The 24,655-nt window shown below is 57.1% G+C and carries 25 protein-coding genes; 7 read left to right on the top strand and 18 right to left on the bottom strand.

What is annotated here, in order from left to right:
• The first annotated feature begins 165 nt into the window (after positions 1-165).
• Both HRR99_RS07510 and mazG read left to right on the top strand, forming a co-directional pair.
• Positions 166-753 carry a deaminase gene (locus HRR99_RS07510; protein WP_233123342.1) on the top strand — a complete coding sequence of 196 codons (588 nt, stop codon included), beginning with the start codon at positions 166-168 and terminating at the stop codon, positions 751-753.
• A 22-nt stretch (positions 754-775) separates the two neighbouring features.
• On the top strand, positions 776-1,609 hold the full coding sequence (gene mazG / locus HRR99_RS07515) for a nucleoside triphosphate pyrophosphohydrolase (protein WP_112499949.1): 834 nt from the start codon (positions 776-778) through the stop codon (positions 1,607-1,609).
• A gap of 15 nt (positions 1,610-1,624) precedes the next feature.
• Here mazG and HRR99_RS07520 read toward each other — a convergent pair whose 3' ends face one another.
• The 9 genes from HRR99_RS07520 to dusB form a co-directional block, all read right to left on the bottom strand.
• Positions 1,625-2,812 carry a GGDEF domain-containing protein gene (locus tag HRR99_RS07520; protein WP_233123344.1) on the bottom strand — a complete coding sequence of 396 codons (1,188 nt, stop codon included), beginning with the start codon at positions 2,810-2,812 and terminating at the stop codon, positions 1,625-1,627.
• Positions 2,813-3,022: 210 nt separating this feature from the next.
• The gene (hflX, locus tag HRR99_RS07525; protein ID WP_233123346.1) at positions 3,023-4,351 is read right to left on the bottom strand and encodes a GTPase HflX; all 1,329 of its coding nucleotides are present in this window, start codon (positions 4,349-4,351) and stop codon (positions 3,023-3,025) included.
• Between the two features lie 199 nt (positions 4,352-4,550).
• The gene (hfq, locus tag HRR99_RS07530) at positions 4,551-4,793 is read right to left on the bottom strand and encodes an RNA chaperone Hfq (RefSeq protein ID WP_003496145.1); all 243 of its coding nucleotides are present in this window, start codon (positions 4,791-4,793) and stop codon (positions 4,551-4,553) included.
• Positions 4,794-4,980: 187 nt separating this feature from the next.
• The gene (gene trkA, locus HRR99_RS07535) at positions 4,981-6,357 is read right to left on the bottom strand and encodes a Trk system potassium transporter TrkA (RefSeq protein WP_233123347.1); all 1,377 of its coding nucleotides are present in this window, start codon (positions 6,355-6,357) and stop codon (positions 4,981-4,983) included.
• A 38-nt stretch (positions 6,358-6,395) separates the two neighbouring features.
• The gene (gene ntrX / locus HRR99_RS07540) at positions 6,396-7,760 is read right to left on the bottom strand and encodes a nitrogen assimilation response regulator NtrX (protein WP_111838316.1); all 1,365 of its coding nucleotides are present in this window, start codon (positions 7,758-7,760) and stop codon (positions 6,396-6,398) included.
• Positions 7,750-10,020, bottom strand: a complete 2,271-nt coding sequence (locus HRR99_RS07545; RefSeq protein WP_233123348.1) for a sensor histidine kinase NtrY-like — start codon at positions 10,018-10,020, stop codon at positions 7,750-7,752. Before HRR99_RS07545 ends, ntrX begins: the two co-directional genes overlap by 11 nt.
• Before the next feature lie 148 nt (positions 10,021-10,168).
• On the bottom strand, positions 10,169-11,620 hold the full coding sequence (ntrC, locus tag HRR99_RS07550) for a nitrogen regulation protein NR(I) (protein WP_233123350.1): 1,452 nt from the start codon (positions 11,618-11,620) through the stop codon (positions 10,169-10,171).
• Positions 11,617-12,765 (bottom strand): two-component system sensor histidine kinase NtrB, encoded by a 1,149-nt coding sequence (locus HRR99_RS07555; protein ID WP_111838313.1) that lies wholly within the window; start codon positions 12,763-12,765, stop codon positions 11,617-11,619. Before HRR99_RS07555 ends, ntrC begins: the two co-directional genes overlap by 4 nt.
• Positions 12,762-13,778, bottom strand: a complete 1,017-nt coding sequence (dusB, locus tag HRR99_RS07560) for a tRNA dihydrouridine synthase DusB (RefSeq protein ID WP_233123351.1) — start codon at positions 13,776-13,778, stop codon at positions 12,762-12,764. Before dusB ends, HRR99_RS07555 begins: the two co-directional genes overlap by 4 nt.
• A 241-nt stretch (positions 13,779-14,019) precedes the next feature.
• On the opposite strand from dusB, the gene HRR99_RS07565 reads away from it, so the two are divergent.
• Positions 14,020-15,207 (top strand): bifunctional 2-C-methyl-D-erythritol 4-phosphate cytidylyltransferase/2-C-methyl-D-erythritol 2,4-cyclodiphosphate synthase, encoded by a 1,188-nt coding sequence (locus HRR99_RS07565; RefSeq protein ID WP_233123353.1) that lies wholly within the window; start codon positions 14,020-14,022, stop codon positions 15,205-15,207.
• Complete coding sequence (locus HRR99_RS07570; protein ID WP_233123354.1) at positions 15,204-15,704, top strand: CinA family protein; 501 nt, start codon at positions 15,204-15,206, stop codon at positions 15,702-15,704. The genes HRR99_RS07565 and HRR99_RS07570 overlap by 4 nt, the downstream gene beginning before the upstream one ends.
• Here HRR99_RS07570 and HRR99_RS07575 read toward each other — a convergent pair.
• The gene (locus tag HRR99_RS07575) at positions 15,692-16,141 is read right to left on the bottom strand and encodes a type II toxin-antitoxin system RatA family toxin (RefSeq protein ID WP_233123355.1); all 450 of its coding nucleotides are present in this window, start codon (positions 16,139-16,141) and stop codon (positions 15,692-15,694) included. The genes HRR99_RS07570 and HRR99_RS07575 overlap by 13 nt on opposite strands.
• Before the next feature lie 9 nt (positions 16,142-16,150).
• On the bottom strand, positions 16,151-16,720 hold the full coding sequence (locus tag HRR99_RS07580) for a P-loop NTPase family protein (RefSeq protein WP_233123357.1): 570 nt from the start codon (positions 16,718-16,720) through the stop codon (positions 16,151-16,153).
• A gap of 137 nt (positions 16,721-16,857) precedes the next feature.
• Here HRR99_RS07580 and HRR99_RS07585 point away from each other — a divergent pair, with 137 nt between their 5' ends.
• The 3 genes from HRR99_RS07585 (at position 16,858) to HRR99_RS07595 (ending at position 18,875) form a co-directional block, all read left to right on the top strand.
• Positions 16,858-17,040, top strand: coding sequence for a hypothetical protein (locus HRR99_RS07585; RefSeq protein WP_111838309.1), 183 nt, complete (start codon positions 16,858-16,860; stop codon positions 17,038-17,040).
• A 99-nt stretch (positions 17,041-17,139) separates the two neighbouring features.
• Positions 17,140-17,880 (top strand): AraC family transcriptional regulator, encoded by a 741-nt coding sequence (locus tag HRR99_RS07590; RefSeq protein WP_233123358.1) that lies wholly within the window; start codon positions 17,140-17,142, stop codon positions 17,878-17,880.
• Positions 17,881-17,942: 62 nt separating this feature from the next.
• On the top strand, positions 17,943-18,875 hold the full coding sequence (locus HRR99_RS07595) for a DMT family transporter (protein ID WP_233123360.1): 933 nt from the start codon (positions 17,943-17,945) through the stop codon (positions 18,873-18,875).
• A gap of 252 nt (positions 18,876-19,127) precedes the next feature.
• On the opposite strand, the gene lipA is transcribed toward HRR99_RS07595, so the two are convergent.
• The 7 genes from lipA to HRR99_RS07630 form a co-directional block, all read right to left on the bottom strand.
• Positions 19,128-20,099, bottom strand: coding sequence for a lipoyl synthase (lipA, locus tag HRR99_RS07600; RefSeq protein ID WP_233123361.1), 972 nt, complete (start codon positions 20,097-20,099; stop codon positions 19,128-19,130).
• A gap of 30 nt (positions 20,100-20,129) precedes the next feature.
• Positions 20,130-20,378 carry a GlsB/YeaQ/YmgE family stress response membrane protein gene (locus tag HRR99_RS07605; protein WP_042619429.1) on the bottom strand — a complete coding sequence of 83 codons (249 nt, stop codon included), beginning with the start codon at positions 20,376-20,378 and terminating at the stop codon, positions 20,130-20,132.
• A 15-nt stretch (positions 20,379-20,393) separates the two neighbouring features.
• Positions 20,394-20,648 carry a GlsB/YeaQ/YmgE family stress response membrane protein gene (locus HRR99_RS07610; protein ID WP_062449859.1) on the bottom strand — a complete coding sequence of 85 codons (255 nt, stop codon included), beginning with the start codon at positions 20,646-20,648 and terminating at the stop codon, positions 20,394-20,396.
• 55 nt (positions 20,649-20,703) lie between these two features.
• Positions 20,704-22,149, bottom strand: coding sequence for a dihydrolipoyl dehydrogenase (lpdA, locus tag HRR99_RS07615; RefSeq protein ID WP_233123363.1), 1,446 nt, complete (start codon positions 22,147-22,149; stop codon positions 20,704-20,706).
• Between the two features lie 119 nt (positions 22,150-22,268).
• Complete coding sequence (locus HRR99_RS07620) at positions 22,269-22,913, bottom strand: SGNH/GDSL hydrolase family protein (RefSeq protein ID WP_233123364.1); 645 nt, start codon at positions 22,911-22,913, stop codon at positions 22,269-22,271.
• A gap of 59 nt (positions 22,914-22,972) precedes the next feature.
• Positions 22,973-24,364, bottom strand: coding sequence for a pyruvate dehydrogenase complex dihydrolipoamide acetyltransferase (locus HRR99_RS07625; RefSeq protein WP_233123366.1), 1,392 nt, complete (start codon positions 24,362-24,364; stop codon positions 22,973-22,975).
• Between the two features lie 2 nt (positions 24,365-24,366).
• Entirely contained in the window at positions 24,367-24,654 is a 288-nt protein-coding gene (locus HRR99_RS07630) for a hypothetical protein (RefSeq protein ID WP_162694399.1), read from the bottom strand.
• Position 24,655: the final 1 nt, after the last annotated feature.

Consider the following 24,655-nt stretch of genomic DNA (forward strand, 5'->3'; position numbering starts at 1 on the left):
TTTTTATTTCTCGGCAAGCGCTGTTTTGGAGGAAAAGCAACCACGGCGACGAAAACGGCACGCTGTTGTAATTCCACACATTTTCTACCAATTATGTACATTTTTTCGGCAAATCCCGAGCGACAATGTCCAATGATTAGGCAGCACCAGAAATAGGAAAATACCTTGACGGAACTTACACTCGCATCCCGCCTGCTCGATGTCATCGAGAAGGATATTCTACTGCTTACGACTCAAGGTGTGTCGCTGGGCAACAAGGTCTTCGGCGCGGCCATCCTGCGCAAGTCGGACCTTTCCCTCGTCATTGCGGAAACAAACAACGAGCTGGAAAATCCGCTTTGGCACGGTGAGGTTCACACGCTGAAACGTTTCTACGAATTGGGCGAGAAGCCTGACACGAAGGATTTGATCTTTCTCTCGACCCATGAACCCTGCACCATGTGCATGTCGGCGATCACCTGGGCGGGATTCGACAATTTCTATTCCTTCTTCAGTCACGAAGATTCGCGTGACGCTTTTGCCATTCCGCACGATCTGAAAATACTGAAAGAGGTTTTTGGACTGGAGCCAGGTGGTTACAGGCGCAGCAACGCGTTCTGGAACTCCTACTTCATTTCCGATCTCGTTGAGAATCTGGACGATCCGCTCAAGTCCAAGCTCAAGGAACAGACGGCGCGCATCAAAGCCGCCTATAACGACCTGTCGGTCAACTACCAGTCGTCCAAGGGCGACAACAACATTCCCCTGAACTGATCGCAGCAGAAAGCAGCAGCATATGGAAGCCTCGAAGGATATTTCGCGTCTCATCGAGATCATGGAAGCCCTGCGCCAGCCCGATACGGGTTGCCCGTGGGACATCGTCCAGACATTCGAGACGATCAAGCCTTACACGATCGAGGAGGCCTATGAGGTTGCCGACGCCATCGAACGCAACGATACGGACGACCTCTGTGATGAGCTTGGTGATCTGCTGCTACAAGTGGTGTTTCACTCCCGCATTGCCGAGGAAATGGGCGCGTTCTCCTTCGGCGATGTCGTCCACGCGGTAACATCCAAGATGATCCGACGCCATCCGCATGTCTTCGCCGTTTCAGATGCCGATACGGCCGAAACGGTAAAGATCCAGTGGGATGTCATCAAGGCGCAGGAAAAGCGGGAACGCGCCGAGCGGCGTTTGCGGCGGGGAATCGGCGACGATTTCAAAGCGGGCTATCTCGGCTCCATTCCGCGCACGCAACCGGCACTGACGGAAGCGCTGAAGCTTCAGGAACAGGCGGCGCGAGTGGGCTTCGACTGGTCGGCTCCTGAACCCATCCTCGACAAAATCGAGGAAGAAGTAAGAGAGTTGCGTGAAGCGCTTGCCGAGGGCAAACCGGAAAAAGTGGCGGATGAACTGGGTGATCTTATTTTCGCTCTCGTCAACATAGGCCGCCATGTAAAGACAGACCCCGAGAACGCATTGCGAGGCACCAACACCAAATTTCGCCGCCGTTTCCACCACATCGAAACGTCATTGAGCGACAATGGCGACACCCTCGAAGCGGCGACTTTGGAACGGATGGAAGAACTTTGGCAATCCGCCAAAGCCATCGAGCGTCAGCTTGAGTGACAGAGTGGTACTGTCTCAGCCAGCGTGACGCACCGTGTGCGATAAAGCGGCATCTTCGGCGAATTCGTCCGCGCGATAAACCGTCAGCCGATCACGGCCGCGCGACTTTGACGCATAGAGCGCAGTATCCGCCATTTTCATCAGCGCGTGTGGGGTGCAATATTTCTCCTCGCACACAGCTAGTCCCATGCTCAATGTGGCGACGACTTTTTGATCGTCGATTGTGTGTTTGATGGAGCTGACGAGCTGACGAACACTCTCGACCAATGTCGATGCCTCCTGTTCTCCCGTTGCTGGCAGAAACAGGATAAACTCTTCACCGCCGAACCGGGCGAAACTGTCATTGGGCCGAATGCGTGCGGACAGTTCTCTCGCCACACGCACCAGAACCTCATCACCTGCAAAGTGCCCGAAACCGTCGTTGATGCGCTTGAAGTGGTCGATATCGGTCATCACGATAACATCGCCCTGACGCATCTGTTCTGGAAGGCGCAGAGAGAAGGAGCGCCGGTTGGGCACGCCGGTCAGCACGTCAAGATCAGCCAGTCTCTTCAGCCCTTCTTCCGCCCTCTCCTTGACCAAGGCCAGAACAAAAACGGCGATTGCGAAATGGCAGACGATGGAGACGAAGAAAGCATTTCTTGGCGACACGAATGCAATCGTTGGAAATACAATCCCGACGACGACGAGAGCACTGAGAAATGCTGCAAAAGCGATGGTGGCCGCCAATGCCTTGCGAACGGGAAGCGGCTCGATCAGGCGGTCGGTGAACACCGTAAATGCGGCAGCAAACAGAAGTAACGCCGCGGTCGCCTGAAACGCACTGGTTCTGGCTTCGGTGAAGACATAGGAACCGGATAAAAACAAAGCAGTACAAACGAAAACCGGCAGGCACAAAACCAGCCACTCCCGACGCCTGCGCCTTTGCGTGCTGATGCGGCACATGCCGATCCAGAAAATCGAATAACCAACGAGACCGGCAAAACTGCCTGCAAGCGCCAGAAAATTTTCAAATCCATTCAAAAGCTTGCCGATGCTGACGAGTGTCGATGCCATCGCGACGAGAAAGAAACCAATCGCCAGAAATCCAAGCCCGACGCTCTCGCGCGATTGCGAGCGAACATACAGAAAGCACAGCGCCGCCACGAAAAAAGACAGCTTGTGCAGCAGCAGGACTGTAGGCAGATCTAAAGGTTGCATCATTATCAGCTCGTATGAATTGAGCGACAGTATCACACGGCGCTGATTACGAAACCCTAACAAAAAACAGACTAGCGGTTGCATCTAACGCATAACAGATATGCACCATCAGCTTTTCGATTAGAAAAGCATTTTCATTTTTCAACCAGTTGGAAAATAAACAGATAGATTGGCTTTTGCGAGGGTGGAGATGATTTCGATAACCGAGAGCGCTTAACGCTCCCAGTCTTCCAAATCTTGCTTCTGCACTTTGCCCAAACGACTTTCCAGCTCCAAAGCTTGCGCTTCGGAAAGACGGACTTCGAGCGTCACCGAGCCATCTTCGTTGTCTTCGCGCGCATCGACTATCGCGTTGCTGTAGACCCACGGAAGAAACTGCAATTGCTCGACATTCAGGAGAATGGTGTTTTCTGTCAGAACGCCAGAAAGCCGCCGGGAAATCTCTTCCATCAGCTGATCGACGCCCTCGCCGGTGATGGCGGAAACGGCGCGGACATTGGCACGTCCCTCGGCCTTATGCAGAATGGCGTCATGGCTTTCCAGATCCAGCCTGTCCACCTTGTTCCAAACCTCGATAATTTTCTCATCGGCGACTTTTTCATCGATACCGAGGTCGCTCAGAATACGAAGAACATCCGAAGACTGAGCACCATTATCAGGGTCCGCCATATCGCGAACATGGAGAATGAGGTCCGCTTCGAGCACCTCTTCCAGCGTTGCCCGAAAGGCGGCCACGAGATGGGTCGGCAGGTCGGAAATGAAACCGACCGTGTCTGACAGAATAACCGTCCGGCCATGCGGCAGCTTCATACGGCGCAGCGTCGGGTCCAGTGTAGCGAACAGCATGTCTTCGGCCAGAACGCCCGCACCGGTAATGCGGTTGAACAGCGTCGATTTACCGGCGTTGGTGTAACCAACGAGCGCAACAATGGGATGCGGCACCTTGCGGCGCTTTGCCCGGTGAAGCTGGCGCGTGCGCACGACTTGCTCCAGTTCGCGTTCCAGCTTGACGATGCGGTCCTGCAACAGGCGACGGTCGGCTTCGATCTGCGTTTCACCAGGACCACCCATAAAGCCCGCGCCACCGCGCTGGCGTTCAAGGTGGGTCCAGCTTCTGACGAGGCGGCCCTTTTGATAGTTGAGGTGCGCGAGATCGACCTGCAACGTACCTTCCTTGGTAGAAGCACGGCGGCCAAAAATCTCGAGAATAAGGCCTGTGCGGTCTATGACCTTGGCATTCCACTCTTTTTCAAGGTTACGCTGCTGCACCGGTGTCAGCGGATGATCGATGATCACCAGCCCGGAATCGGTTTCATTCAGCAGATGCTTGATTTCCTCGATCTTGCCACTCCCGAAAAGGGTGGCGGGACGAGGCTGATTAACGGGAACGATCAATCCTTCCGACACATGGAGATCGATGGCGAGAGCCAGACCCTTTGCTTCCTCAAGTTTCGCTTCCATAGAGCGTGGCGCTGTCGTCGCCGAGGCTTCCTTTGGCTGCCGCCCCTGTTTCAAGACCGGGATGATAACCACCGCGCGCATATCGTCCCGGTGCTTTTCCTGCTCGGGAATGATGGATTCGTTCGATGTGTCGCGTGTAGAAATGAGCCCGCACCTTTCGAGTGTCAGTGGAACAGCCAGAAAATCTCATGGCATGGAGAATGCAAAACAACGGTCCCGGCATACGGTTCCGTTGTCTGCCACATCTAGATGGGAATGATGGCTAAAAGACAGGCGCCGATTAAGCTGCACCCTCTTCCGATTCGAACATCTGCATCGGCTGGCCCGGCATGATCGTGGAAATCGCGTGCTTGTAAACAAGCTGGGAATGACCGTCACGACGAAGAAGAACACAGAAATTGTCGAAGGATGTAACAACGCCCGTCAGTTTTACGCCGTTGATCAAAAAAATCGTCAACGAAATCTTTTGTTTGCGAACGGTATTGAGAAAAAGATCTTGCAGGTTTTGAGAACGTTCCGCCATAGCGCCGATTCTTTCTTTTTTGCCCGGATGGGAGACCGGGAATTAAACAATCAATAATGGGATCGGTTGAACTTTGTCCCCCGTCAGCCGATCAGCAACTCTGGTATCAAATCACGATCTGTTCCGCAATGTGGAAAAACTTACCCGGATTTCCTGAGATACGCTTTTTTGTTTCAAAGCCAATGCATTAGAAATATTGTATAGACACGCGGAATAGCTGTTCCACCTCACGGACAGCATCAGATGACGCGAACAGGATGACGCGATCCTTCGCCTTGATCTTGGTATTGCCATCCGGTCGCAAAACTTTCTTGTCGCGATAGATCACACCGATTCGAATCCCTTCAGGCAAGTCGACATCCCGTAACGCCTGTCCGACCAACGGCGAGGTATCCAGCGCTTCTGCCTCTATGATTTCGCCATTGCCTCTTTGCACGGCATAAACGGAGCGGATGCGGCCTTTTCGAACATGTTGCAGCACCCGCGAAATCGTAACCGCGCGCGGATTGATGTAGGCGTCAAGCGCTAGAGACTTGGCAACATCGTGAAAAGACGGACCATTCAGCAGCGCAAGGTTCGATTTGCAGCCCAACTGCTTTGCCATAACGGCGCCCAGAATGTTCGTCTGGTCGTTGTTGGTCAGCGTCACGATCAAATCCGCATCCTGAATATCGGCCTGATGCAGTATTTTCTGATCGAGCACCGAGCCGTTCAGCACGATGGTGGAGTTCAGTTTCTCGGATGCGGCGATCGCGCGTTCCCGGTCAGCCTCGATGATCTTGACCCGCGTTTTGGGCTGGAGCTCCTCGATGGAGCGGGCCACATATTGACCGATATTGCCGCCACCCGCGATCACGATACGGCCAGCTTCCTTTTCTTCGTGACCGAACAGACCGAGGGTACGGCGCGCGTGCTGATGCTGACAGATGACATAGGCCAGGTCGCCGGTGCGAAGCTGCTCCGATGAGTCGATGGCCTTCAGATGGCCATTGCGGTAAACGCCGACCACGGTTGCCACCAGATCCGGGAAGAGTTGGCTGAGCTGTTGCAGCGGCGTGTTGACGACAGGGCAATTCTCCATGCACTCGATGGCCAGCATGAAAACGTTGTCGTCGGCAAACCGCACGACATCCGTGGCGCCGGGAAACGCGATGCGGCGCAGCACCATCTTGCCGACCTCGATCTCAGGCGAAATCGTCACATCGATGGACATGTTCTCGCGGCTGAAGAGGTCGCCATACTCAGGCTGAAGGTAGCTTTGATCGCGGATGCGGGCGACCTTGGTGGGTACGCTGAACAGCGCGTGCGCCACCTCGCAGGCGACAATATTGATCTCGTCGTAGAGCGTAACGGCAATGATCATGTCGGCCTGATCGGCACCAGCCTTGGCCAGCATATCGGGATGCGCGCCGTGCCCGACATAGCCACGCACATCGAGCGTTTCAGTGATCGCCGCAATCAGCCCCGCTGAGGTATCGATCACGGAGACCTCGTTATCCTCGCGCGACAATTGCTCCGCGATGCCGTAACCCACCTGGCCTGCGCCGCAAATGATAACTTTCATACGCTCTCTCTAGGGACGTTAACGGCAACTTTTGATCGTTATACGCCGAGCGATTTCAATTTGCGATGCAGGGCCGACCGTTCCATACCGACAAATTCCGCCGTGCGGGAAATATTGCCACCGAACCGGTTGATCTGGGCCACGAGATAATCCCGCTCGAACATCTCACGCGCTTCGCGCAAAGGCAGCGTCATGATGTGCTGGTCACCCTGCGCCGCGATCTTCGGCAGCATATCGCCAATATCGGCTGGCAGCATGTCCGCAGAAATCGGCGTATCACCGCCTTCGGGACGCGCCAGAATCATCAAGCGTTCGATGTTGTTGCGAAGCTGGCGGATGTTGCCCGGCCAGTCATGGGTCTGAAGGACGGCCATGGCGTCATCACCGATCTTGCGTGGACGAATGCCCGCCTGCTCGGAAATCTGCCGCATGAACATATCAACGAGAAACGGGATGTCCTCCCGACGCTCGGACAGGGCCGGAACCTTAACAGGAACGACGGCCAGACGGTGATAAAGGTCTTCGCGAAACAGCCCGTCGGCAATCAGCCCTTCGAGATTATGGGCTGTCGAGGAAATGATGCGGACGTCCACTTTCACCCGCTTGCCGCCGCCGACGCGCTCGAACTGCTGATCGACCAGAACACGCAAAATCTTGTTCTGCGTTTCGCGCGGCATTTCGCCGACCTCGTCGAGGTAGAGAACGCCGCGATGCGCCTCTTCCAGCGCACCGACCTTGCGTGGCTGACCAGGCAGACCTTCCGTGCCGAACAGGGCAATTTCCATGCGGTCGGGCGTGATCGTTGCGGCGTTGAGCGCCACGAACGGTCCCGTCGCGCGCGACGACTTTTTGTGGATCATGCGTGCCACCAGTTCCTTGCCGGAACCGGAGGGGCCGAGGATCATGATACGGCTGTTGGTGGGCGAGACACGGTCGATCGTCTGGCGTAGCTGCGAAACGGCAAGCGATGCGCCGATCAGTTCAACCGCATCGCCCGTACGCTTTTTTAGCTCGGATACCTCGCGCTTGAGCTTGGAGTTTTCCAAGGCACGTTCGGCGATGAGAATGAGCCGGTCAGCCTTGAAGGGTTTTTCGATGAAATCGAACGCGCCACGCTTGATGGCATTGACCGCCGTTTCGATGTTGCCATGGCCGGAGATCATCACCACCGGCAAATCCGGGTGACGGCTCTTGATCTCATCTAGCAGCGCCAGACCATCCAGCTTGCTGCCCTGCATCCAGATATCGAGGAAAATCAGCCGGGGAACGCGCTCGGAAATCGCGGCCAGTGCGCTGTCGCTGTCAAAAGCCATGCGCGTTTCATGTCCTTCATCGGACAGAATACCTGCAACGATTTCACGGATATCGGCTTCATCGTCTACGACCAGAATATCAGACGCCATATGCAATTTCCTTATCCATTTCACTGCCCACCGCTTCGATATGCGGTAGCAGCACTCTGATCATGGCGCCGTGGCCGTGATCGAAATCGGCGGGTGCATCATGCAACTCAAGATGACCGCCGTGTTCTTCAATGATTTTCTTGACGATGGCGAGACCGAGGCCCGTGCCCTTCTCGCGCATCGTCATATAGGGCTCCAGAATGCGGTGACGGTTTTCGACCGGAAGGCCGCGACCATTGTCGATGACGTCAGCGATGAAGCGATTGTTATGCTCGTCAAAGGATGCGCGAACGACGATCTTACCCTTGCGCGGCGCGTCACTCGTCTCGACCGACTCGATAGCCTCTGTCGCATTCTTGATGAGGTTGCCGAAGGCCTGCCCCAGCATGCGCGAGTCGAACATGCCTTCCAGCGGCTCGTCACCCAGCTCTGTTGCGAATTCGATATGCGCAGCGCCCATTTCCCGCAGGAATGTGGCATCCTTGAGAACCGTACGCAGATCCGACATTTCCTTGGTCGGCTTCGGCATACGGGCAAACGCCGAGAACTCATCGACCATGCGGCCAATGTCGCCCACCTGGCGCACGATGGTATCCGTACACTGGTCGAACACGGCGCGGTCGGCCTCGTCGTGAATTTGCTTGCCAAAACGGCGCTTGATGCGTTCGGCGGAAAGCTGGATCGGCGTCAGCGGATTCTTGATTTCGTGGGCGATACGCCGCGCGACCTCAGACCAAGCGGTAGAACGCTGCGCGATCAGGAGATCGGTGATGTCATCCAGCGTGATCACGTAGGATTCGTGTCCATCGCGCGCGTCTTCACGGGTGACCTGAACGTTGAGCGTGCGCTCTTTACCGCGTCTAACGATATTGATCTGGTGGCGAAAATCCATGCGGGCGGATGCAGCAGCTTCGGTCACGACATGTTCGATCTCAGGTGCCACTTCCACCAGCGGCAATCCGACCAGACTGTCAGAAGACACGGCCAGAAACTCTTCGGCGGAAGGGTTGGCGATCGTGATGTTGCGATGCTCGTCAACCCCAATCACAGCAGCAGTAACACCAGACAAAACCGCCTCGATGAAGCGACGGCGGTTGTCGATGTCATCCTTCGCCTCGATGATCTCATCCTGCTGACTGCGGATTTCCGAGATCATCTTGTTGAATGTTCGTGCCAGACGGCCGACGTCGCCATCAACAGCACGGACCGGCACCAGCACGTGCATATTGCCCATCGCCACGCTGTCGGCAGCGCTGATCAGCAGGCGGATAGGTCGCACGATGCGGTCCGCCACGGCAATCGCAGTCCAGATGGCCGCGAGAAGAACGATCAGCGCAAAACCGAGATAGAGGATGGCGAAGGCGATTTGCAGCGGCGCACGCCCCGCCTCCATGGCCTTGTACTCCGCGCGGTTCTCTTCCATCTGCCGCATCGCGCCCATGACCTTGGGGTCGACAGCACGCACGGTGTAGAGGAACGTTCCGCCGATACCCTCCAGCTTAATGATGGCGCCGACGAGGTTAGTCACGCCGGGCGGAATGAGTGTCGGTTGACCGGCTGCCGCCTTTTCAAGCGCATCCTGCGGAATAGCGGGCAGAGGCTTTTCGGTCTGGATATCAGCCTGAACCACCGCATCGCCATCTTCCTGCACGAGAAACGCGCCGAGAAACCCGCGTCCCTTCGCCTGCCGGGTCATCAACTCCTTGAAACCTGTCCGGTCGAGATAGAACAGTGCCCGGTTGCGATCCAGATCGGTCGCCATGGACAGCGTCTGGCCCTGCAGATAACCGGCATTTTCCAGCATATAGGCCTGCGCAATATTGCTGGACGAATCCACGATCGCCTGGGTGCGAATGGCAAACCAGCGGTCGAGCCCTACATTGAGGGTAATACTGGCGAAGATGGCGACGAGCACCGCAGGTGTGATGGCGACGATGGAAAACAGCGCCACGATGCGCACGTGCAACCGCGCCGCCGCCCTGCCCCGCCTGCGCGCTTTCATCAGTCGGTTGATCTCCCGACCAATCAGGTACATCAGCCCGATGATGAAAAGCGAATTGATAATGACAGAAGCAACGACCACGTTGGTGGTCGGCGCAATGGGTGTCAGCCCTAGCAGCACGAACAGAGTGAGCGTGGCGCAGACAAGCGCCACACCCGCAAGCACAAGTCCCGGAAACGCAAATGACATGCGCCTGTCGGCAATCACTATATCGCCCGACGGACGGTCGGAAATCCTATCGGTGACAGGCTTGCGCATCGATTATTTTCCCGCGCCGCGCTTTGCGGCACCACAACCTTGAAAAATGACGAAGCGGATTGCGATCAAAACGAATCCAGCTTTCCCGTGATTTTCAAGCAACACATTGTGGCGAAAATGCAACGACACCCATCACTTGTCAACCGTGTCAGGCGGTTCGCGAACTACGATACACAGATACGCCAAGCTCGCGGATCTTTTTGCGCAACGTATTGCGGTTCAGCCCGAGAAGATCGGCGGCCTTGATCTGATTGCCACGTGTTGCCGTCAGTGCTGCGAGAATCAGCGGATACTCCATTTCGCGCAGAACGCGATCATAAAGCCCTGCTGGCGGCAGATTTTCGCCAAAACTGGAGAAGTAATCCCGCATGTTTTCTTCCACGGCCTGCGAAATGGTCAGCGAGCCATTGCGGGTTGCGATGCGGTCAATCGGGCTGTCCGGCACATCCGACTGAAGCTCCTGTTCGATGATTTCGCGGGTGATGACTTCCTGTGGATAAAGCGCCATCAGGCGGCGAATGAGGTTCTCCAACTCCCGCACGTTGCCCGGCCAGGCATAGGCCTTCATCAGTTCCAGCGCCTCGGTCTCGAAACGTTTGCCTTCCAGCCCCTCTTTTTCACCGGTCTGAATGAAGTGGCGAACGAGGTCTGGAATATCCTCGGCGCGGTCCCGCAAAGGCGGCAGGCGCAATGGCACGACGTTGAGTCGGTAATAGAGGTCTTCGCGGAACAGGCCCTGATTGATCGAGGTCTTCAAATCCTTGTTGGTCGCGGCCACGATGCGAACATCGGTGCGGATCGGCGTGCGCCCGCCAACGGTGGTGTATTCGCCCTGCTGAAGCACCCGCAAAAGCCGCGTTTGCGCATCCATCGGCATATCACCGATTTCATCCAGAAACAGCGTCCCACCCTCGGCCTGCTCGAACCGGCCCGTAGAACGGTTCTGTGCTCCGGTAAAGGCACCTTTCTCATGGCCGAAGAGTTCGGATTCGATCAGGTCACGCGGAATGGCGGCCATGTTGATGGCGACAAACGGTCCGTTGCGGCGCTTGCCGTAATCATGCAGCGCGCGGGCGACCAGTTCCTTACCCGTGCCGGATTCACCTGTTATCATCAGCGTGAGGTCGGTCTGCATCAGCCGCGCCAGTACGCGGTAGATTTCCTGCATTGCGGCGGAACGACCGACCAGCGGCATGCCATCCTGCATGTCATCATCCAGCTTGGCAGGCTTACGCTTCGGCTCGGACAGCGCCCGCCCGATGATGGCGATCAGTTCCGTCAGGTCGAAGGGCTTGGGTAGATAATCATAGGCACCTTTTTCAGAGGCCTTGATGGCCGTCATGAAGGTGTTCTGGGCGCTCATGACCAGCACCGGCAGGTCGGGTCGTGCCTTCTTGATGCGCGGCAAAAGGTCGAATGCATTTTCATCCGGCATCACTACGTCGGTGACGACAAGATCGCCCTCCCCCGCAGACACCCAGCGCCACAGCGTGGCAGCGTTGGAGGTGATCCGCACGTCGTACCCGGCACGGCTGAGAGCCTGATTGAGGACGGTACGGATGGCCGCGTCATCATCGGCCACGAGAATCGTTGCTGTCATCGATTAAGTCCTGTCGGGTTCGGCAAAATGCTGTCGTCCGCCGCCAATTCGGGGGAAACGGGCATCAATACGCGGAAAGTCGTGCGATGGTTCTGGCTGTCGCACTCCACGATGCCACCATGGGCACCGATGAGTTTGGCGACGAGCGCAAGCCCAAGACCGGAACCATTGGTCTTGGTGGTAATAAAAGGGTCGAAGAGATGCGGCAACAAATCAGAGGGCACACCGGGGCCGTTATCGACCACGCAGAATTCCAGCGGCAGCGAGATACGCTCGCGGGTGCCAGCGACCGATAGGCGGATGCCCGGGCGGTAGGCGGTCGTCAGAACGACCTCGCCATCCGGCTGGTTACCCACGGCCTCGGCGGCGTTCTTGACCAGATTGAGAAAGACCTGCACCAGCTGATCGCGGTTGGCGTAAACAGCAGGCAGCGATGGATCGTAGTTCTCGCTGATCTTGATGTTGCGGGCAAAACCGGCTTTCGCTACGGCTTTCACGTGGTCCAGCACCGAGTGGATATTGATTGGCATCCGATCGACAGGGCGCTCGTCGGAGAATATCTCCATGCGATCCACCAGTGACACGATGCGGTCTGTTTCATCGCAAATCAGGCGTGTCAGCGCACGGTCCTCATCGGGAACCGATGTTTCCAGCAATTGCGCAGCACCGCGAATGCCGGAAAGCGGGTTCTTGATTTCATGCGCCAGCATGGAGGCCAGACCGGTTACCGAGCGCGCGGCGGCGCGGTGGGTCAACTGGCGGTCGATCTTATCGGCCATGGAGCGTTCCTGAAACACCACGACCACGGAGCCGGGCTCGCTGACCACAGGCGCAACGTAGAGGTCGACCAGCTTGTCCTGCCCCAAACGCGGCGACGACAGATCGACACGGTATTCGTTGACCGGCGCACGGCGTTCACGCACCTGATCGATCAAAGCCAATAACGGGCTTCCGAATGGGATGAAAGTGGAGATGCGATAGCGGGCGAGATGTGTGGCGCTGGCACCGAAAAAAGCCTCGGCCTCCCAATTCGCAAAGGCCACGAAACCCTCGCCATCCACCAGAATGACCGGGTTCTGCACGGCGTTGAGAACAGCCATGGCAAGCGCATTGTTGGCACCTGGCGTTGCTTTGTCGGCGCTCATGCGGCCTTCCTCGCGGCGGACAGTTCCGCGCCTTGTTGCAGCGCCGAGCGCAGCAGCGCGGTCACCTGCCCCGTGTTTTTCGATGTCATGATGTCAACCTTGTCATCTGTCTTCATGCCAGCGGCAAAACGGTCCAGATACCATCCAAGATGTTTGCGCGCATGGCGAAGTCCGGCTTCGATGCCGTAGAATTCCAGCATCAATTCGTAATGCTCGACAGCGATATCGGCGATCTCGGCGGCCTCCGGCGGCGCATGACCGGCCAGAACCGCAGGCAGCCATGGCTGCCCCTGCGCCCCTCGCCCCACCATGACAGCGTCTGCGCCAGACCGACGTAAAATCTCCGCGGCATCATCAGGTGTTTCCACATCGCCATTGGCAATCAGCGGCACGGAAATCACGTCCCGCACGGCCTTGATCGCATCCCAATCCGCACGCCCCTCATAAAACTGCATGCGCGTGCGACCGTGAATGGTGATGAGCTGAACGCCTGCGGCTTGCGCACGCGCCGCAATCTCAGGCGCGTTTATGGACTGGTCGTCCCAGCCAAGACGCATTTTCAACGTCACCGGCACGTCTACGGCTTTCACGGTAGCCTCGATCAGGCTGAGGGCATGGTCAGGCTCGCGCATCAGCGCGGAACCGGAATAACCGCCGGTCACCTTTTTCGCCGGGCAACCCATATTGATGTCGATGATGCCAGCGCCGTTATCCGCCGAAATCTTCGCAGCTTCCGCCATCCAGTAAGCTTCACGCCCGGCAAGTTGCACCATGTGCGGCAACATGCCTGCATTCTTCAGCCGCGCCCAGGACTCACCGCGATTGGCAACCAACTCGCGGCTCGCGACCATTTCGGTCACCACGAGGCCTGCGCCATACCGCCATGCCAGCCGCCGAAAGGGCAGATCCGTAACGCCAGACATGGGTGCCAGCACCGCGCGGTTACGAACGGTAACGGGTCCAATGTTGAAAGGGTCTGACAAAAGCGAAAGCGGCAAATGGTGATCTTTCATGCAGTTTAAAATATGCATTATTTTTAGACAGCCTTTATGGTCTTGCCAAGCACTTTCACGCGCATATCCATATGTTTTGATGAATTTTTATATTCGATGCACAAAAGATCAGAAAAGCGGCACACGGTTTGGGAGGATTTTCTGTGCTCTCGCTGGCAAACGGGGTTCTAAAACGCTACAGAAGCTCTGTAAACCTTTGAAGAGATGCACAAACGGCATAGGTTCAATGCAGGAATCGACTATGAAAATCGGAATCGTCGTTGTCGCCGCCGGGCGGGGAGAACGCGCTGGTGCGCCAGAGGAAGGCCCCAAGCAATATCGCTTGATCGGCGGCAAACCCGTCATACAGCATACGCTGGAACGCTTTCTGGCATGGCATGAGACAGCTCCGGTCGTCGTGGTCATCCACGCAGATGATGTGGCGCTGTTTGATGCAATCCGAACACGATTGAATGCGAACGACCGTATCAGCAGCGTCATTGGAGGTCAGACGCGTCAGCAGTCCGTGCTGGCAGGTCTTGAGGCGCTGTCACAGAGCGGCGTGACCCACGTCATGATCCATGATGCCGTCCGGCCCTTCATCGACGCGGAGATGCTGCAACGGATTGCTGATACGCTTTCGGCCGGAGAAAAAGCCGTGCTGCCCGCGGTGCCGGTTGCCGATACTCTGAAGCGCGGAGCCGCAGGTTTTGTCAGCGATACGGTATCGAGGGAGGAGCTTTACGCTGCCCAGACGCCACAATCCTTCGATTACCCAGCAATCCTGTCCGCACATCGCAATGCCGCCGCTGCCAACCGCGCTGATTTCACTGATGACGCCGCCATTGCCGAGTGGGCCGGAATTCCGGTTAAGCTCGTGGAGGGGCTTGTCGACAACGTGAAGCTGACTTTGAAACGAGATATTGCGATGGCCGATGAGAAGCTTTCCGCCGCCTTGCCAGACGTGCGCACAGGCAATGGTTACGATGTTCACCAGCTGGGCGACGGCGACGGCGTCACGCTTTGCGGCATTTTCATTCCGCATGATCAGAAACTGATGGGTCATTCGGATGCCGATGTCGCCCTTCACGCCCTGACGGATGCCCTGCTTGCCACCTGTGGCGCAGGCGATATTGGCGATCACTTCCCGCCATCCGACATGCAATGGAAAGGCGCCGCCTCCAGCATATTTCTGAAACATGCCGCGAAAGTTGTGCAGGACGCCGGTGGCACCATCATGAATGCCGACGTTTCGCTGATCGCCGAGGCCCCCAGAGTTGGGCCACACCGTCAGGCCATGCGGGAAAACCTCGCCGATATTCTCGGTATTTCGCTCGACCGCTGCTCGGTCAAGGCCACGACCAACGAGACGATCGGCTTTGTCGGTCGCCGCGAGGGCATCGCCGCCATCGCAACGGCGACAGTGGTTTATCGCGGGCATCAGCCATGAGTCTCTTTCCTGCCGATATCGAGATCCTCGCGCAGGCAATCGTCAAGGATTTTGGCGCGCGGGGACAGATGCTGTCGACAGCGGAAAGCTGCACCGGCGGGCTGATCGCCGGCGCCCTCACCGATATTCCGGGTTCGTCAGCGGTCGTCGACCGTGGCTTCGTGACCTACACCAATGAAGCCAAGATGCAGATGCTGGGCGTCAGCGCCGTCACGCTGAACGCATTCGGCGCAGTCTCGCGCGAAACTGCGTTGCAGATGGCTCACGGCGCACTGTTTCGCTCCCGCGCCGAACTCTCGGTCGCGGTCACGGGCATCGCGGGCCCAGGCGGTGGCTCGGACGCAAAGCCGGTCGGCCTCGTGCATCTCGTTGCAAAGCGACGTGACGGCCAGTTCATCCACCGCGAAATGCGGTATGGCGATATTGGCCGCACCGATGTGAGGTTGGCGACAGTCAGAACCGCGCTGGAAATGTTGCTGGCGCTTCAGTCTACGTAAATCTTGTCCGCCCGGGCCTCAAAGGCTTCGGCAAACATGTGGAAGGCGCGGTCGAACATGGAGCCCATGACGGCGCCCAGAATGCGGCTTTTGAACTCGTAATCGATAAAGAAATACACCGAGCTGCCGCCATTTTCAGTCGGCTCGAAACGCCAGCGGTTATCGAGATATTTGAACGGGCCATCCAGATATTTCACATCGATGGCATTCTCGTCCGGCTTCAGCAGAACCTGCGTCGTAAACGTCTCGCGAAATGCCTTGTACCCAACGGTCATATCCGCCACCAGCAACGTCTTTCCATCCCGGTCCTTTCTGGAACGAACGGTTAGACCTTCGCAGAGCGGCAGGAATTCGGGATACTTCTCCACATCGGCGACGAGAGCATACATCTGTTCGGGAGAGTGTTTGACAGGGCGGCGGGTTTCAAATTGCGGCATAAGCGGCAATTAATGCGCGGCGCGAACAAGATCAAGAAGCTGGCGGGCCTGCGCTCTGGATTTCACCTGAAATATCGGCACATGCGGACCGTAAAGTTCGAAATTCCTGATAAAGACTGGCGCATGGCGCTTCTCGAAATGCCAGATGTAGCTCAAAAACTCCCGATTGGGCAAAGGCTCCGGACACCCGTCCGCCATATCTGGTCGCACTGTGCCGTAATTGGCAGCCACCCGCTTTACTACCCCCATCAGACACGTCAGGCGTGGAATGCGCATCCAGATCACCAAGTCGGTTCGGGGCAATCGAAGCTGAAATGTCGATGGGTTGGAACCGTCGAGCAGCCAGCGGTCGCGTGCGACGATCTCTTCCAAGATACGTCGTTGCACCCCGCTCTCACGCTGTGACCAGCCATCCAGCCACCGCACGTCGCGGTCTATCGAGAAATACTTGAGCCCTAGATGGTCAGATAGCCCGCGTGAGATTGTGGTCTTGCCGCCGCCAGAGCAGCCAACCACCATAATCCGGGCTGCTTTCGATGCCAGAGAGGCCGCGTTTTCGATGTCATTGACGACTGCCATCCACTTCACCTTTGCATAGCAGTTTATGAAAATTGACTATTGCAACCATACTGGGCGGGTTGCTATTTAGGTGCAAGAGAGTTGCACCCATGGGATGCAGCCCAACAACCAGGCTAAAATGCCTTGCGAGCGACACGATGGATGATTTTTCCAACATTATCAACTTACTAGAATCCGCGAAACAGCTTGCTTCGATGAACAGCATGCCGATGCTTGCCTATCTCATCGACGTCGCAAAATGCGAAGCACGGGAAAACAAGCCGGTGCTGCGCAAGCGCAAGCGTGGCGAATCGACGATCAAGCAGGAAGCCGAAGTCTGAGATACGGGCTGTCCTCTTGCCATTCGACATGAGATCATCAAGATAATGAGTGGCCGCGACGCGGCCATCTTTCGTTTTGGGGAACCGGATAAGGATAGAATGCAAACCGTATCTGTCGATATGCGCTCCTATCGCGGCGAGACCCCTAGCGAACGCCATGCCTTTGTGCAGATCGTTCTGCCCGTTGCTGGACAGTTGGAGATCGATGTCTGCGGGCAGCAGGAAAGATTGTCGCCTTCCAGAGGTGTGCTGATCCACAAGAACACGTCCCACACCCAGACCAGTACAGTGTCCAACCGTTCGCTGGTGGTAGACATGGACGAGCAGGCGGTGGGCGCCGACATTCTCGACAGATTTTCCTCAACGCCCTTTATCGATCTCAGTCTGCGAACGACCAAGCTTACGCAGTACATGCACAACATGCTGCAAAGGGGCGAACAGAATGCAAAGGCCGCTCTAGCATGGGCGCCGATCCTGATTGGGAGCCTTGCGGACGAGAGCCCCGACCTCAAATATCGGCTCTCAGTGCTGAAGGCGCTCGTGGAAATCGACCCCTTCATGCCGTGGAGCCTGGAGCGCATGGCAGACCAAGCGGATATCAGCGTCAGCCGTTTGCACGCCGTTTTCCGTGAGCAGTTCGATGAAACGCCGCATCTCTGGCTGGCCGATATCCGCATGACGAAAATTCGCGAACTTTTGGCGAGCTCGTCTCTGCCGATTGCCGAAATTGCCGACAGGGCCGGTTTTGCCGATCAAACCGCCCTCACCCGCGCCATGAAGAAAGCGATGGGCACCACGCCCGCCGCCTATCGTCGCGAATTTTCGCCCCTGCCGCAGTAGTTTATGTCAAGACAGCCCCTCGCCGCCGTGGCAGATAACGCCCGGCAACGAATGGACATGGCATGAACAAGACTGGTCTCGGCGTATTTTATGGCATGCTGGCGGGTGCGCTCTGGGGCGGAATATTTCTGGCACCTGAGCTCATTCCCGCAGGGTTTACGCCGCTCCAACTGTCTACGGCGCGCTATCTCACCTACGGCTTGATCGCGTTGATCCTCATCAGCCCGAAACTTAAACGCGTCTCTGCACAGTTCGGCAAGGCGGAATGGATCGCGCTTGGTTGGCTGAGCCTCATCGGCAACATCGTATACTACGTGATGATCTCAACCGCCGTACAAATGAGCGGCGTCGCCTTCACCTCTATCATCATCGGCTTCCTGCCCGTCGCCGTCACGATCATCGGTAGCCGCGACCATGGCGCTGTTTCACTCAAGCGCCTTTGGCCATCGCTCCTCTTCGGAGCCATCGGTATCATTGGTGTATCATGGCAGTCGTTTTCAGAAGGAGATGGCGGGCTGGATATCATGCGCATCATCGGCCTTGCCTGCGCACTAGGCGCCCTCGCCTCTTGGACCGCTTTCGCCGTCGGCAATGCGCGCTGGCTTACACGCCTCCACGCCGTCAGTGCCGATGAATGGAACCTGATGACCGGCGTCGTCACAGGCGGTCTCGCGCTGCTTCTGGCCATTCCCGCCTTCGGTTTCAGCACCGCGGCTCATACCGGCTCTGACTGGCTGCAATTCACCGGCGTTGCTGTGGGCCTCGGCATCTCCGCATCCATCTTCGGCAACGCGCTGTGGAACCGCATGAGCCGCCTGCTTCCGCTGACGATGGTGGGGCAGATGATCCTGTTCGAGACGCTGTTTGCGTTGCTCTATGGCTTCATATGGGAACAGCGCGGGCCGACGCTGATCGAGAGCGCGGCGATTGTGTCCGTTGTGGTGAGTGTGCTGTTGTGCATGCAGGCGCATCGGCCTGCGAAAGTGCATGGGTGATATGGCGAGGTCAGTAAATTGCCTAGAATTACCATTTGCTAGGAGCCCGCAGCATTCTCCCCCTCATGCTGAGGTGCTTTGGCCGAAGGCCAAAGCCTCGAAGCATCCAGGCTAAGAACTCAATCTTGCTGCCCGCAACCCACGTCCTTCGAAGCCCCTTTGGGGCACCTCAGGATGAGGGTTGCTGCGTTGTGCCCAAAACCTCAAAACTCGTGAAAGGCTGGTAGCATGGCGCCTTCAAGTGAATAGTGGTCACTCAGCCGCAGCCAGAAGCTTCTTCTCACGATTAGCACGCAGCCGCTCAAAGTCATCGCCCGCATGGTGCGACGAGCGTGTCAGTGGGCTGGAAGACACCATCAGGAAGCCCTTTGTATAGGCAATCGTCTCATAGGACTTGAACTCTTCCGGCGTCACATAGGCTTCGACCTTGTGGTGCTTGCGGGTTGGCTGGAGGTACTGACCAATGGTCAGGAAATCCACGTCTGCGGTGCGCAGATCGTCCATAAGCTGAAGCACTTCGTTGCGCTCTTCACCAAGACCGACCATGATGCCGGATTTGGTGAACATCGTCGGGTCCAGTTCCTTCACGCGCTGCAACAGCCGCACGGAGTGGAAGTAACGCGCGCCGGGACGAACCGTGAGATAGTTGCCAGGCACGGTTTCCATGTTGTGGTTGAACACATCGGGCTTGGCGGCCACGACACGTTCCAACGCGCCCGGCTTCTTCAAGAAGTCCGGTGTCAGGATTTCGATGGTGGTGTTCGGTGATGCGGCACGGATGGCCCAGATCACCTTTTCGAAATGCTCGGCGCCACCGTCAGCCAGATCGTCGCGGTCAACGGATGTGATGACGACGTGGGATAGGCCCATCTGCTTGACAGCCTTGGCGACGTTCTCAGGCTCGAACATATCGAGCGCATTCGGCTTGCCGGTCGAGACGTTGCAGAAAGCGCAGGCGCGGGTGCAGATTTCACCCATGATCATGAAGGTCGCGTGCTTCTTTTCCCAGCATTCGCCGATATTCGGACAGCCAGCTTCCTCACACACCGTCACCAGCTTGTGGGAGCGCACCAGTTCACGCGTCTCGTGATAGCCCTTGGATGTCGGCGCTTTCACGCGTATCCATTCTGGCTTGCGCATGACTTCGGTATCGGGACGGTGCGCTTTTTCCGGGTGGCGGATGCGCTTTTCGTCCTGCGATGTCCTGTCGAGAATAGTGACCATGAGTAACCTGCTTCTACCGCTTTGAACGGTCTAACGCCTGACCAGCTTGGCGAGGAATAACAGAAGGCTTGCGCCTAAGAAAGATGTGACGAAATATCCGAGCCTGCTGTCCTGCACGAACACGTCAAATGTACGCAGCACCGCAACCGCCACGACCGAGCCGACAATGCCCAGCACGATATTCATGAAGATGCCAAAGCGCATATCCATGAGCTTGCCCGCCAACCAACCGGCCAGACCGCCGATGATGATGGCCGCTATCCACCCTACACTTTCCATCCGTCATCCCTTCCGTCAGGCGATCAATCTTGCAATCAGCGTCACGATAATCGCGCCCACCGTCGCGTGGATGATCTGCACCACCAGTGCGTTTTCAATACCGAGCGAAATGCCGAGGGCATTGAACAGATAACCGCCGACAAATGCGCCGATCACGCCGCTCAACAGGCACCCAATCAAGCCGCCACCGCCAACGACGAGGCTTGCAAGAAAACCGGCAACGAGGCCGATCAGTAGAAAAACAACCCAGGCTTCCGTGGCAATCGACATGATCGCTCTCCTTTTCAGTCACTCCCTTAGAGATAGGGAGTGACCGGGGTATTTATCAAGCGTTCAGCACGCGCCCATAGGCGTCCAGCACGCTTTCCTTCATCATTTCCGACAGCGTCGGATGCGGGAAGATCGTGTGCATCAGTTCTTCTTCTGTCGTCTCCAGGTTCATGGCGACAACGAAGCCCTGGATAAGTTCGGTCACTTCCGCACCCACCATATGCGCGCCGATCAGCTCGCCGGTCTTCTTATCGAAAATGGTCTTGACCATGCCCTGATCTTCACCCAGCGCAATCGCCTTGCCGTTGGCCGCAAAGGAATAGCGACCGACCCGGATCTCGCGTCCCTGCTCCTTTGCCTTGGCTTCCGTCAGACCAACCGAGGCGACCTGCGGATTGCAATAGGTGCAGCCGGGGATTTTTAACTTGTCCATCGCGTGAACATTCGGCAGACCGGCAATCTTTTCGATGCAGATCACTCCCTCATGCTCAGCCTTGTGCGCCAGCATTGGTGGGCCAGCGACATCACCGATGGCGTAGAGGCCGGGAACATTGGTCTTACCATAGCCATCGATGACCACGCAGCCGCGATCCGTCTTGACGCCGAGCGCCTCCAGACCGAGATTCTCGATATTACCCTGCACGCCAACAGCCGAAATCAGGCGATCAGCCGTGATCTTCTGCACCTTGCCGTCCTTGGTTTCGACATGGGCGGTGATCGAGTCGGAACCCGTTTCAACCTTGGAAACCTTGGCTTCGGTGATGATCTTGAGGCCGCGCTTCTCGAGCTGTTTGCGGGCGAAGGCCGAAATCTCGGCATCTTCCACCGGCATCACATTGGCCATCAGTTCCACCACCGTGACATCCACGCCCATGGAGCGATAGAAAGACGCGAACTCGATGCCGATGGCACCGGAGCCCATGACGACGATGGATTTCGGCATAAAGTCCGGCTTCATGGCTTCGAAATAGGTCCAGATCAGCTTGCCATCCGGCTCGATGCCGGGCAATGCGCGTGGACGGGCGCCCGTGGCGACGATGATGTGCTTGGCAGTATAAGTGCCCTCGCCCAGAACGCCCTTCGGAACCGGGTTCTGTGGCTGGACGATGGGCTTGGAAATCTTGCCGACGACGATCTCATTCGCCTTGGTCAGCTTTGCCTCGCCCCAGATGACGTCGATCTTGTTCTTCTTCATCAGGTAGGCAACGCCACCATTGAGGCGCGCAGACACGCCACGCGAACGGGCGACGACTTCCTTGACGTCGGCGGTAATCGTGCCTTCCAGCTTCAGGCCGTAATTCTTGGCGTGGTTGGAATTATCCAGCACTTCGGCAGAGCGCAGCAGAGCCTTGGTGGGAATGCAGCCCCAGTTCAGGCAGATGCCGCCCAGATGCTCGCGCTCGACGATGGCCGTCTTGAGGCCCAATTGCGCAGCACGGATGGCCGTGACGTAACCGCCCGGACCCGAACCGATGATGATGACGTCATAAGACTGAGCCATGTCTGTTTCCTGCCTTTGTCTTTCCGAGGGCGAAACCATGCCGCAGCCTCAGTCGATTTTCTCTTTTTCATTCCGCATCGTGCTTTCCGAAAATCGATTCGGATTTTCGGGCCGATACGCTATAGTCCAAGCATCATGCGAACGACGGGCTCGAGGCCTCTTCCAATCGCACGTGTGTTTTCTGCATCCAGATGAACGCCATCGACAGGCGTCGTCACTGCAACGGAGGCTGCATCGAAGAACCCGCAGCCCTTCTCATCCGCCAGATCTCGATAGAGCGACCCCATCATTTGCGATTCCTCAACCGCATCGATGAACATGGCAGCGAACATCTCATTGCCTGTTTCGCAAATATGCGGAGCCGAAACGATCAGGATTTCCGGCTGCTCGTCATCGAACGACCAGACGTGGCTGCGCACGAGATTGATAAGCCGCTCGACACCCTTCACCGCACCAACAGCGTTGCCGCTACCGATACCGCGCTTCAGATCGTTCGTGCCCAGCATGATGATGACAAGATCAAGCGGGGCGTGACTGTGCAGCAACGTCGGCAATATGCGCGCACCGTTACGATCGCAATCAGCCAGATGATCGTCGTAGGCCGTGGTTCTGCCGTTCAGCCCTTCGGCAATGACATTGACATCCGTTCCCAGCGCCTTTTGCAAAACGCTCGGCCAGCGATCTTCAAAGGCATGACGACCGAGATTTTCGGCGTCGAAACCCCAGGTCAGACTGTCGCCATAGCACAGAACGGTTTTCGTCATGTCAGCCTCCGGGATGAGCGAGCCGAAAACCGTTACCCGGCTTCCGGCTCAGCGTTCTTTTACACCAACATGCCCATCGGGTTTTCGATGTAGCGCTTGAAGGCAGATGCGAGTTCTGCACCGAGCGCGCCATCAATGACGCGGTGGTCGAAGGCGAAGGTTGCGGTCATGACCGTACCCATTTCAATCTTGCCGTTACGCACCACCGGCTTTTCGACGCCGGCACCAATCGACACGATGGAAGCCTGCGGCAGATTGACGATGGACGTGAAGGAAGACACGCCGAACATGCCGAGGTTGGACACGGATGTCGTGCCGCCCTGGTATTCTTCCGGCTTCAGCTTCTTGTCACGCGCACGCTTGGCAAGATCCTTGACCTCGTTGGAGATGACCGAAAGCGTCTTCGTCTCGGCATTGCGCACGATTGGCGTGATCAGACCATCCGGGATGGACACGGCGACACCGACATCGGCGTGCTTGTGCAGAACGCGAGCTGTCGAGGTCCACGAAGCATTCGCCATCGGAACGTCACGCAAAGCAAGCGCCATCGCCTTGATGATGAAGTCGTTGACGGAAAGCTTGAAGGCCGGAACCTCGCCCTTTTCCGTCTTCTTCACCGGTGCGGAAGCATTGATCTCGGCGCGCAGCTTCAGCATCGCATCGAGTTCGCATTCCATCGAGACCGTGTAGGACGGCACCGTTTGCGTCGACTCAGTCAGGCGCGAGGCAATCGTCTTGCGCATGCCGTCGTGCGGCAGAAGCTCGTAGGAGCCTTCCGCAAACAGCTTGAGAACGTATTCGTCCGACGGACCCTTGGCTGGAGCCGGAGCGGCGGTGCCAGCGGATGGTGTAGCAGCCGGAGCCGCCTTGGCACCGCCAGAGCTTGCCGCTTTTTCAACGTCCGTCTTGACGATGCGACCATGCGGGCCGGAGCCAGACACAGCCGAAAGATCAAGACCGGCTTCCTTGGCCAGACGACGGGCCAGCGGAGACGCGAAAATGCGTTCGCCATCCTTGGAGACTGGTGCGGGCGTCGATGGCGCCGGACCCTGATCAGCCACAGGCTTTTCAGCCTTGGCAGGAGCGGCCTCGGTCTTTGTCTCCTTCGGCGCGTCGGCCTTCGCAGCTTCCTGCTTCGGAGATTCGGCCTTGGCCTCAGCCTTTGCAGGGGCGGCATCGCCACCCTTGGCAGCTTCGCCCACGTCTTCGCCTTCGGCAGCGAGGATCGCGATCACGGCATTGACCTTGACAGCCTCGGAACCAGCTGGAACGACGAGCTTGGCAACGACGCCTTCGTCCACGGCTTCCACTTCCATGGTCGCCTTGTCGGTCTCGATCTCGGCAATCACGTCGCCAGGACCAACCTTATCGCCTTCCTTGACCAGCCACTTGGTGAGATTTCCCTCTTCCATGGTTGGCGAAAGGGCAGGCATTGTGATGTTGATAGGCATGACTAGCCCTCCCCCCAAACGAGATTGTACTGTTCCAATTCTTCAGGTTTTTCTGCCAGTGAACTCAGCTGAGACGGCGAGACTTCGATATATCCCGCAACATCACTCAGCCAGTCGCTCACGGCGCCGATGACGCCGATATCCTCACGCGGGACACCAGCGACGACATCGCCCTCACCGTCATTGATCACAGCCCAAAAGACGATGCGCTCAAACTGAGGCGCGTCCTTAGACCCTACAACACGATACCAGTTTTCACCGGCCGGGAGGATGTGTTTGATTTTACCCAAA

This window comes from Agrobacterium vaccinii, from assembly GCF_021310995.1.
Lineage (GTDB): Bacteria > Pseudomonadota > Alphaproteobacteria > Rhizobiales > Rhizobiaceae > Agrobacterium > Agrobacterium vaccinii.

What these genes read in the sequence shown, in the direction of transcription:
- mazG (WP_112499949.1), top strand. Translation starts at nt 776, where the DNA reads ATGGAAGCCTCGAAGGATATTTCGCGTCTCATCGAGATCATGGAAGCC.
- HRR99_RS07520 (WP_233123344.1), bottom strand. Translation starts at nt 2,812, where the DNA reads ATGATGCAACCTTTAGATCTGCCTACAGTCCTGCTGCTGCACAAGCTG.
- hflX (WP_233123346.1), bottom strand. Translation starts at nt 4,351, where the DNA reads ATGCGCGCGGTGGTTATCATCCCGGTCTTGAAACAGGGGCGGCAGCCA.
- hfq (WP_003496145.1), bottom strand. Translation starts at nt 4,793, where the DNA reads ATGGCGGAACGTTCTCAAAACCTGCAAGATCTTTTTCTCAATACCGTT.
- trkA (WP_233123347.1), bottom strand. Translation starts at nt 6,357, where the DNA reads ATGAAAGTTATCATTTGCGGCGCAGGCCAGGTGGGTTACGGCATCGCG.
- ntrX (WP_111838316.1), bottom strand. Translation starts at nt 7,760, where the DNA reads ATGGCGTCTGATATTCTGGTCGTAGACGATGAAGCCGATATCCGTGAA.
- HRR99_RS07545 (WP_233123348.1), bottom strand. Translation starts at nt 10,020, where the DNA reads ATGCGCAAGCCTGTCACCGATAGGATTTCCGACCGTCCGTCGGGCGAT.
- ntrC (WP_233123350.1), bottom strand. Translation starts at nt 11,620, where the DNA reads ATGACAGCAACGATTCTCGTGGCCGATGATGACGCGGCCATCCGTACC.
- HRR99_RS07555 (WP_111838313.1), bottom strand. Translation starts at nt 12,765, where the DNA reads ATGAGCGCCGACAAAGCAACGCCAGGTGCCAACAATGCGCTTGCCATG.
- dusB (WP_233123351.1), bottom strand. Translation starts at nt 13,778, where the DNA reads ATGAAAGATCACCATTTGCCGCTTTCGCTTTTGTCAGACCCTTTCAAC.
- HRR99_RS07565 (WP_233123353.1), top strand. Translation starts at nt 14,020, where the DNA reads ATGAAAATCGGAATCGTCGTTGTCGCCGCCGGGCGGGGAGAACGCGCT.
- HRR99_RS07570 (WP_233123354.1), top strand. Translation starts at nt 15,204, where the DNA reads ATGAGTCTCTTTCCTGCCGATATCGAGATCCTCGCGCAGGCAATCGTC.
- HRR99_RS07575 (WP_233123355.1), bottom strand. Translation starts at nt 16,141, where the DNA reads ATGCCGCAATTTGAAACCCGCCGCCCTGTCAAACACTCTCCCGAACAG.
- HRR99_RS07580 (WP_233123357.1), bottom strand. Translation starts at nt 16,720, where the DNA reads ATGGCAGTCGTCAATGACATCGAAAACGCGGCCTCTCTGGCATCGAAA.
- HRR99_RS07585 (WP_111838309.1), top strand. Translation starts at nt 16,858, where the DNA reads ATGGATGATTTTTCCAACATTATCAACTTACTAGAATCCGCGAAACAG.
- HRR99_RS07590 (WP_233123358.1), top strand. Translation starts at nt 17,140, where the DNA reads ATGCAAACCGTATCTGTCGATATGCGCTCCTATCGCGGCGAGACCCCT.
- HRR99_RS07595 (WP_233123360.1), top strand. Translation starts at nt 17,943, where the DNA reads ATGAACAAGACTGGTCTCGGCGTATTTTATGGCATGCTGGCGGGTGCG.
- lipA (WP_233123361.1), bottom strand. Translation starts at nt 20,099, where the DNA reads ATGGTCACTATTCTCGACAGGACATCGCAGGACGAAAAGCGCATCCGC.
- HRR99_RS07605 (WP_042619429.1), bottom strand. Translation starts at nt 20,378, where the DNA reads ATGGAAAGTGTAGGGTGGATAGCGGCCATCATCATCGGCGGTCTGGCC.
- HRR99_RS07610 (WP_062449859.1), bottom strand. Translation starts at nt 20,648, where the DNA reads ATGTCGATTGCCACGGAAGCCTGGGTTGTTTTTCTACTGATCGGCCTC.
- lpdA (WP_233123363.1), bottom strand. Translation starts at nt 22,149, where the DNA reads ATGGCTCAGTCTTATGACGTCATCATCATCGGTTCGGGTCCGGGCGGT.
- HRR99_RS07620 (WP_233123364.1), bottom strand. Translation starts at nt 22,913, where the DNA reads ATGACGAAAACCGTTCTGTGCTATGGCGACAGTCTGACCTGGGGTTTC.
- HRR99_RS07625 (WP_233123366.1), bottom strand. Translation starts at nt 24,364, where the DNA reads ATGCCTATCAACATCACAATGCCTGCCCTTTCGCCAACCATGGAAGAG.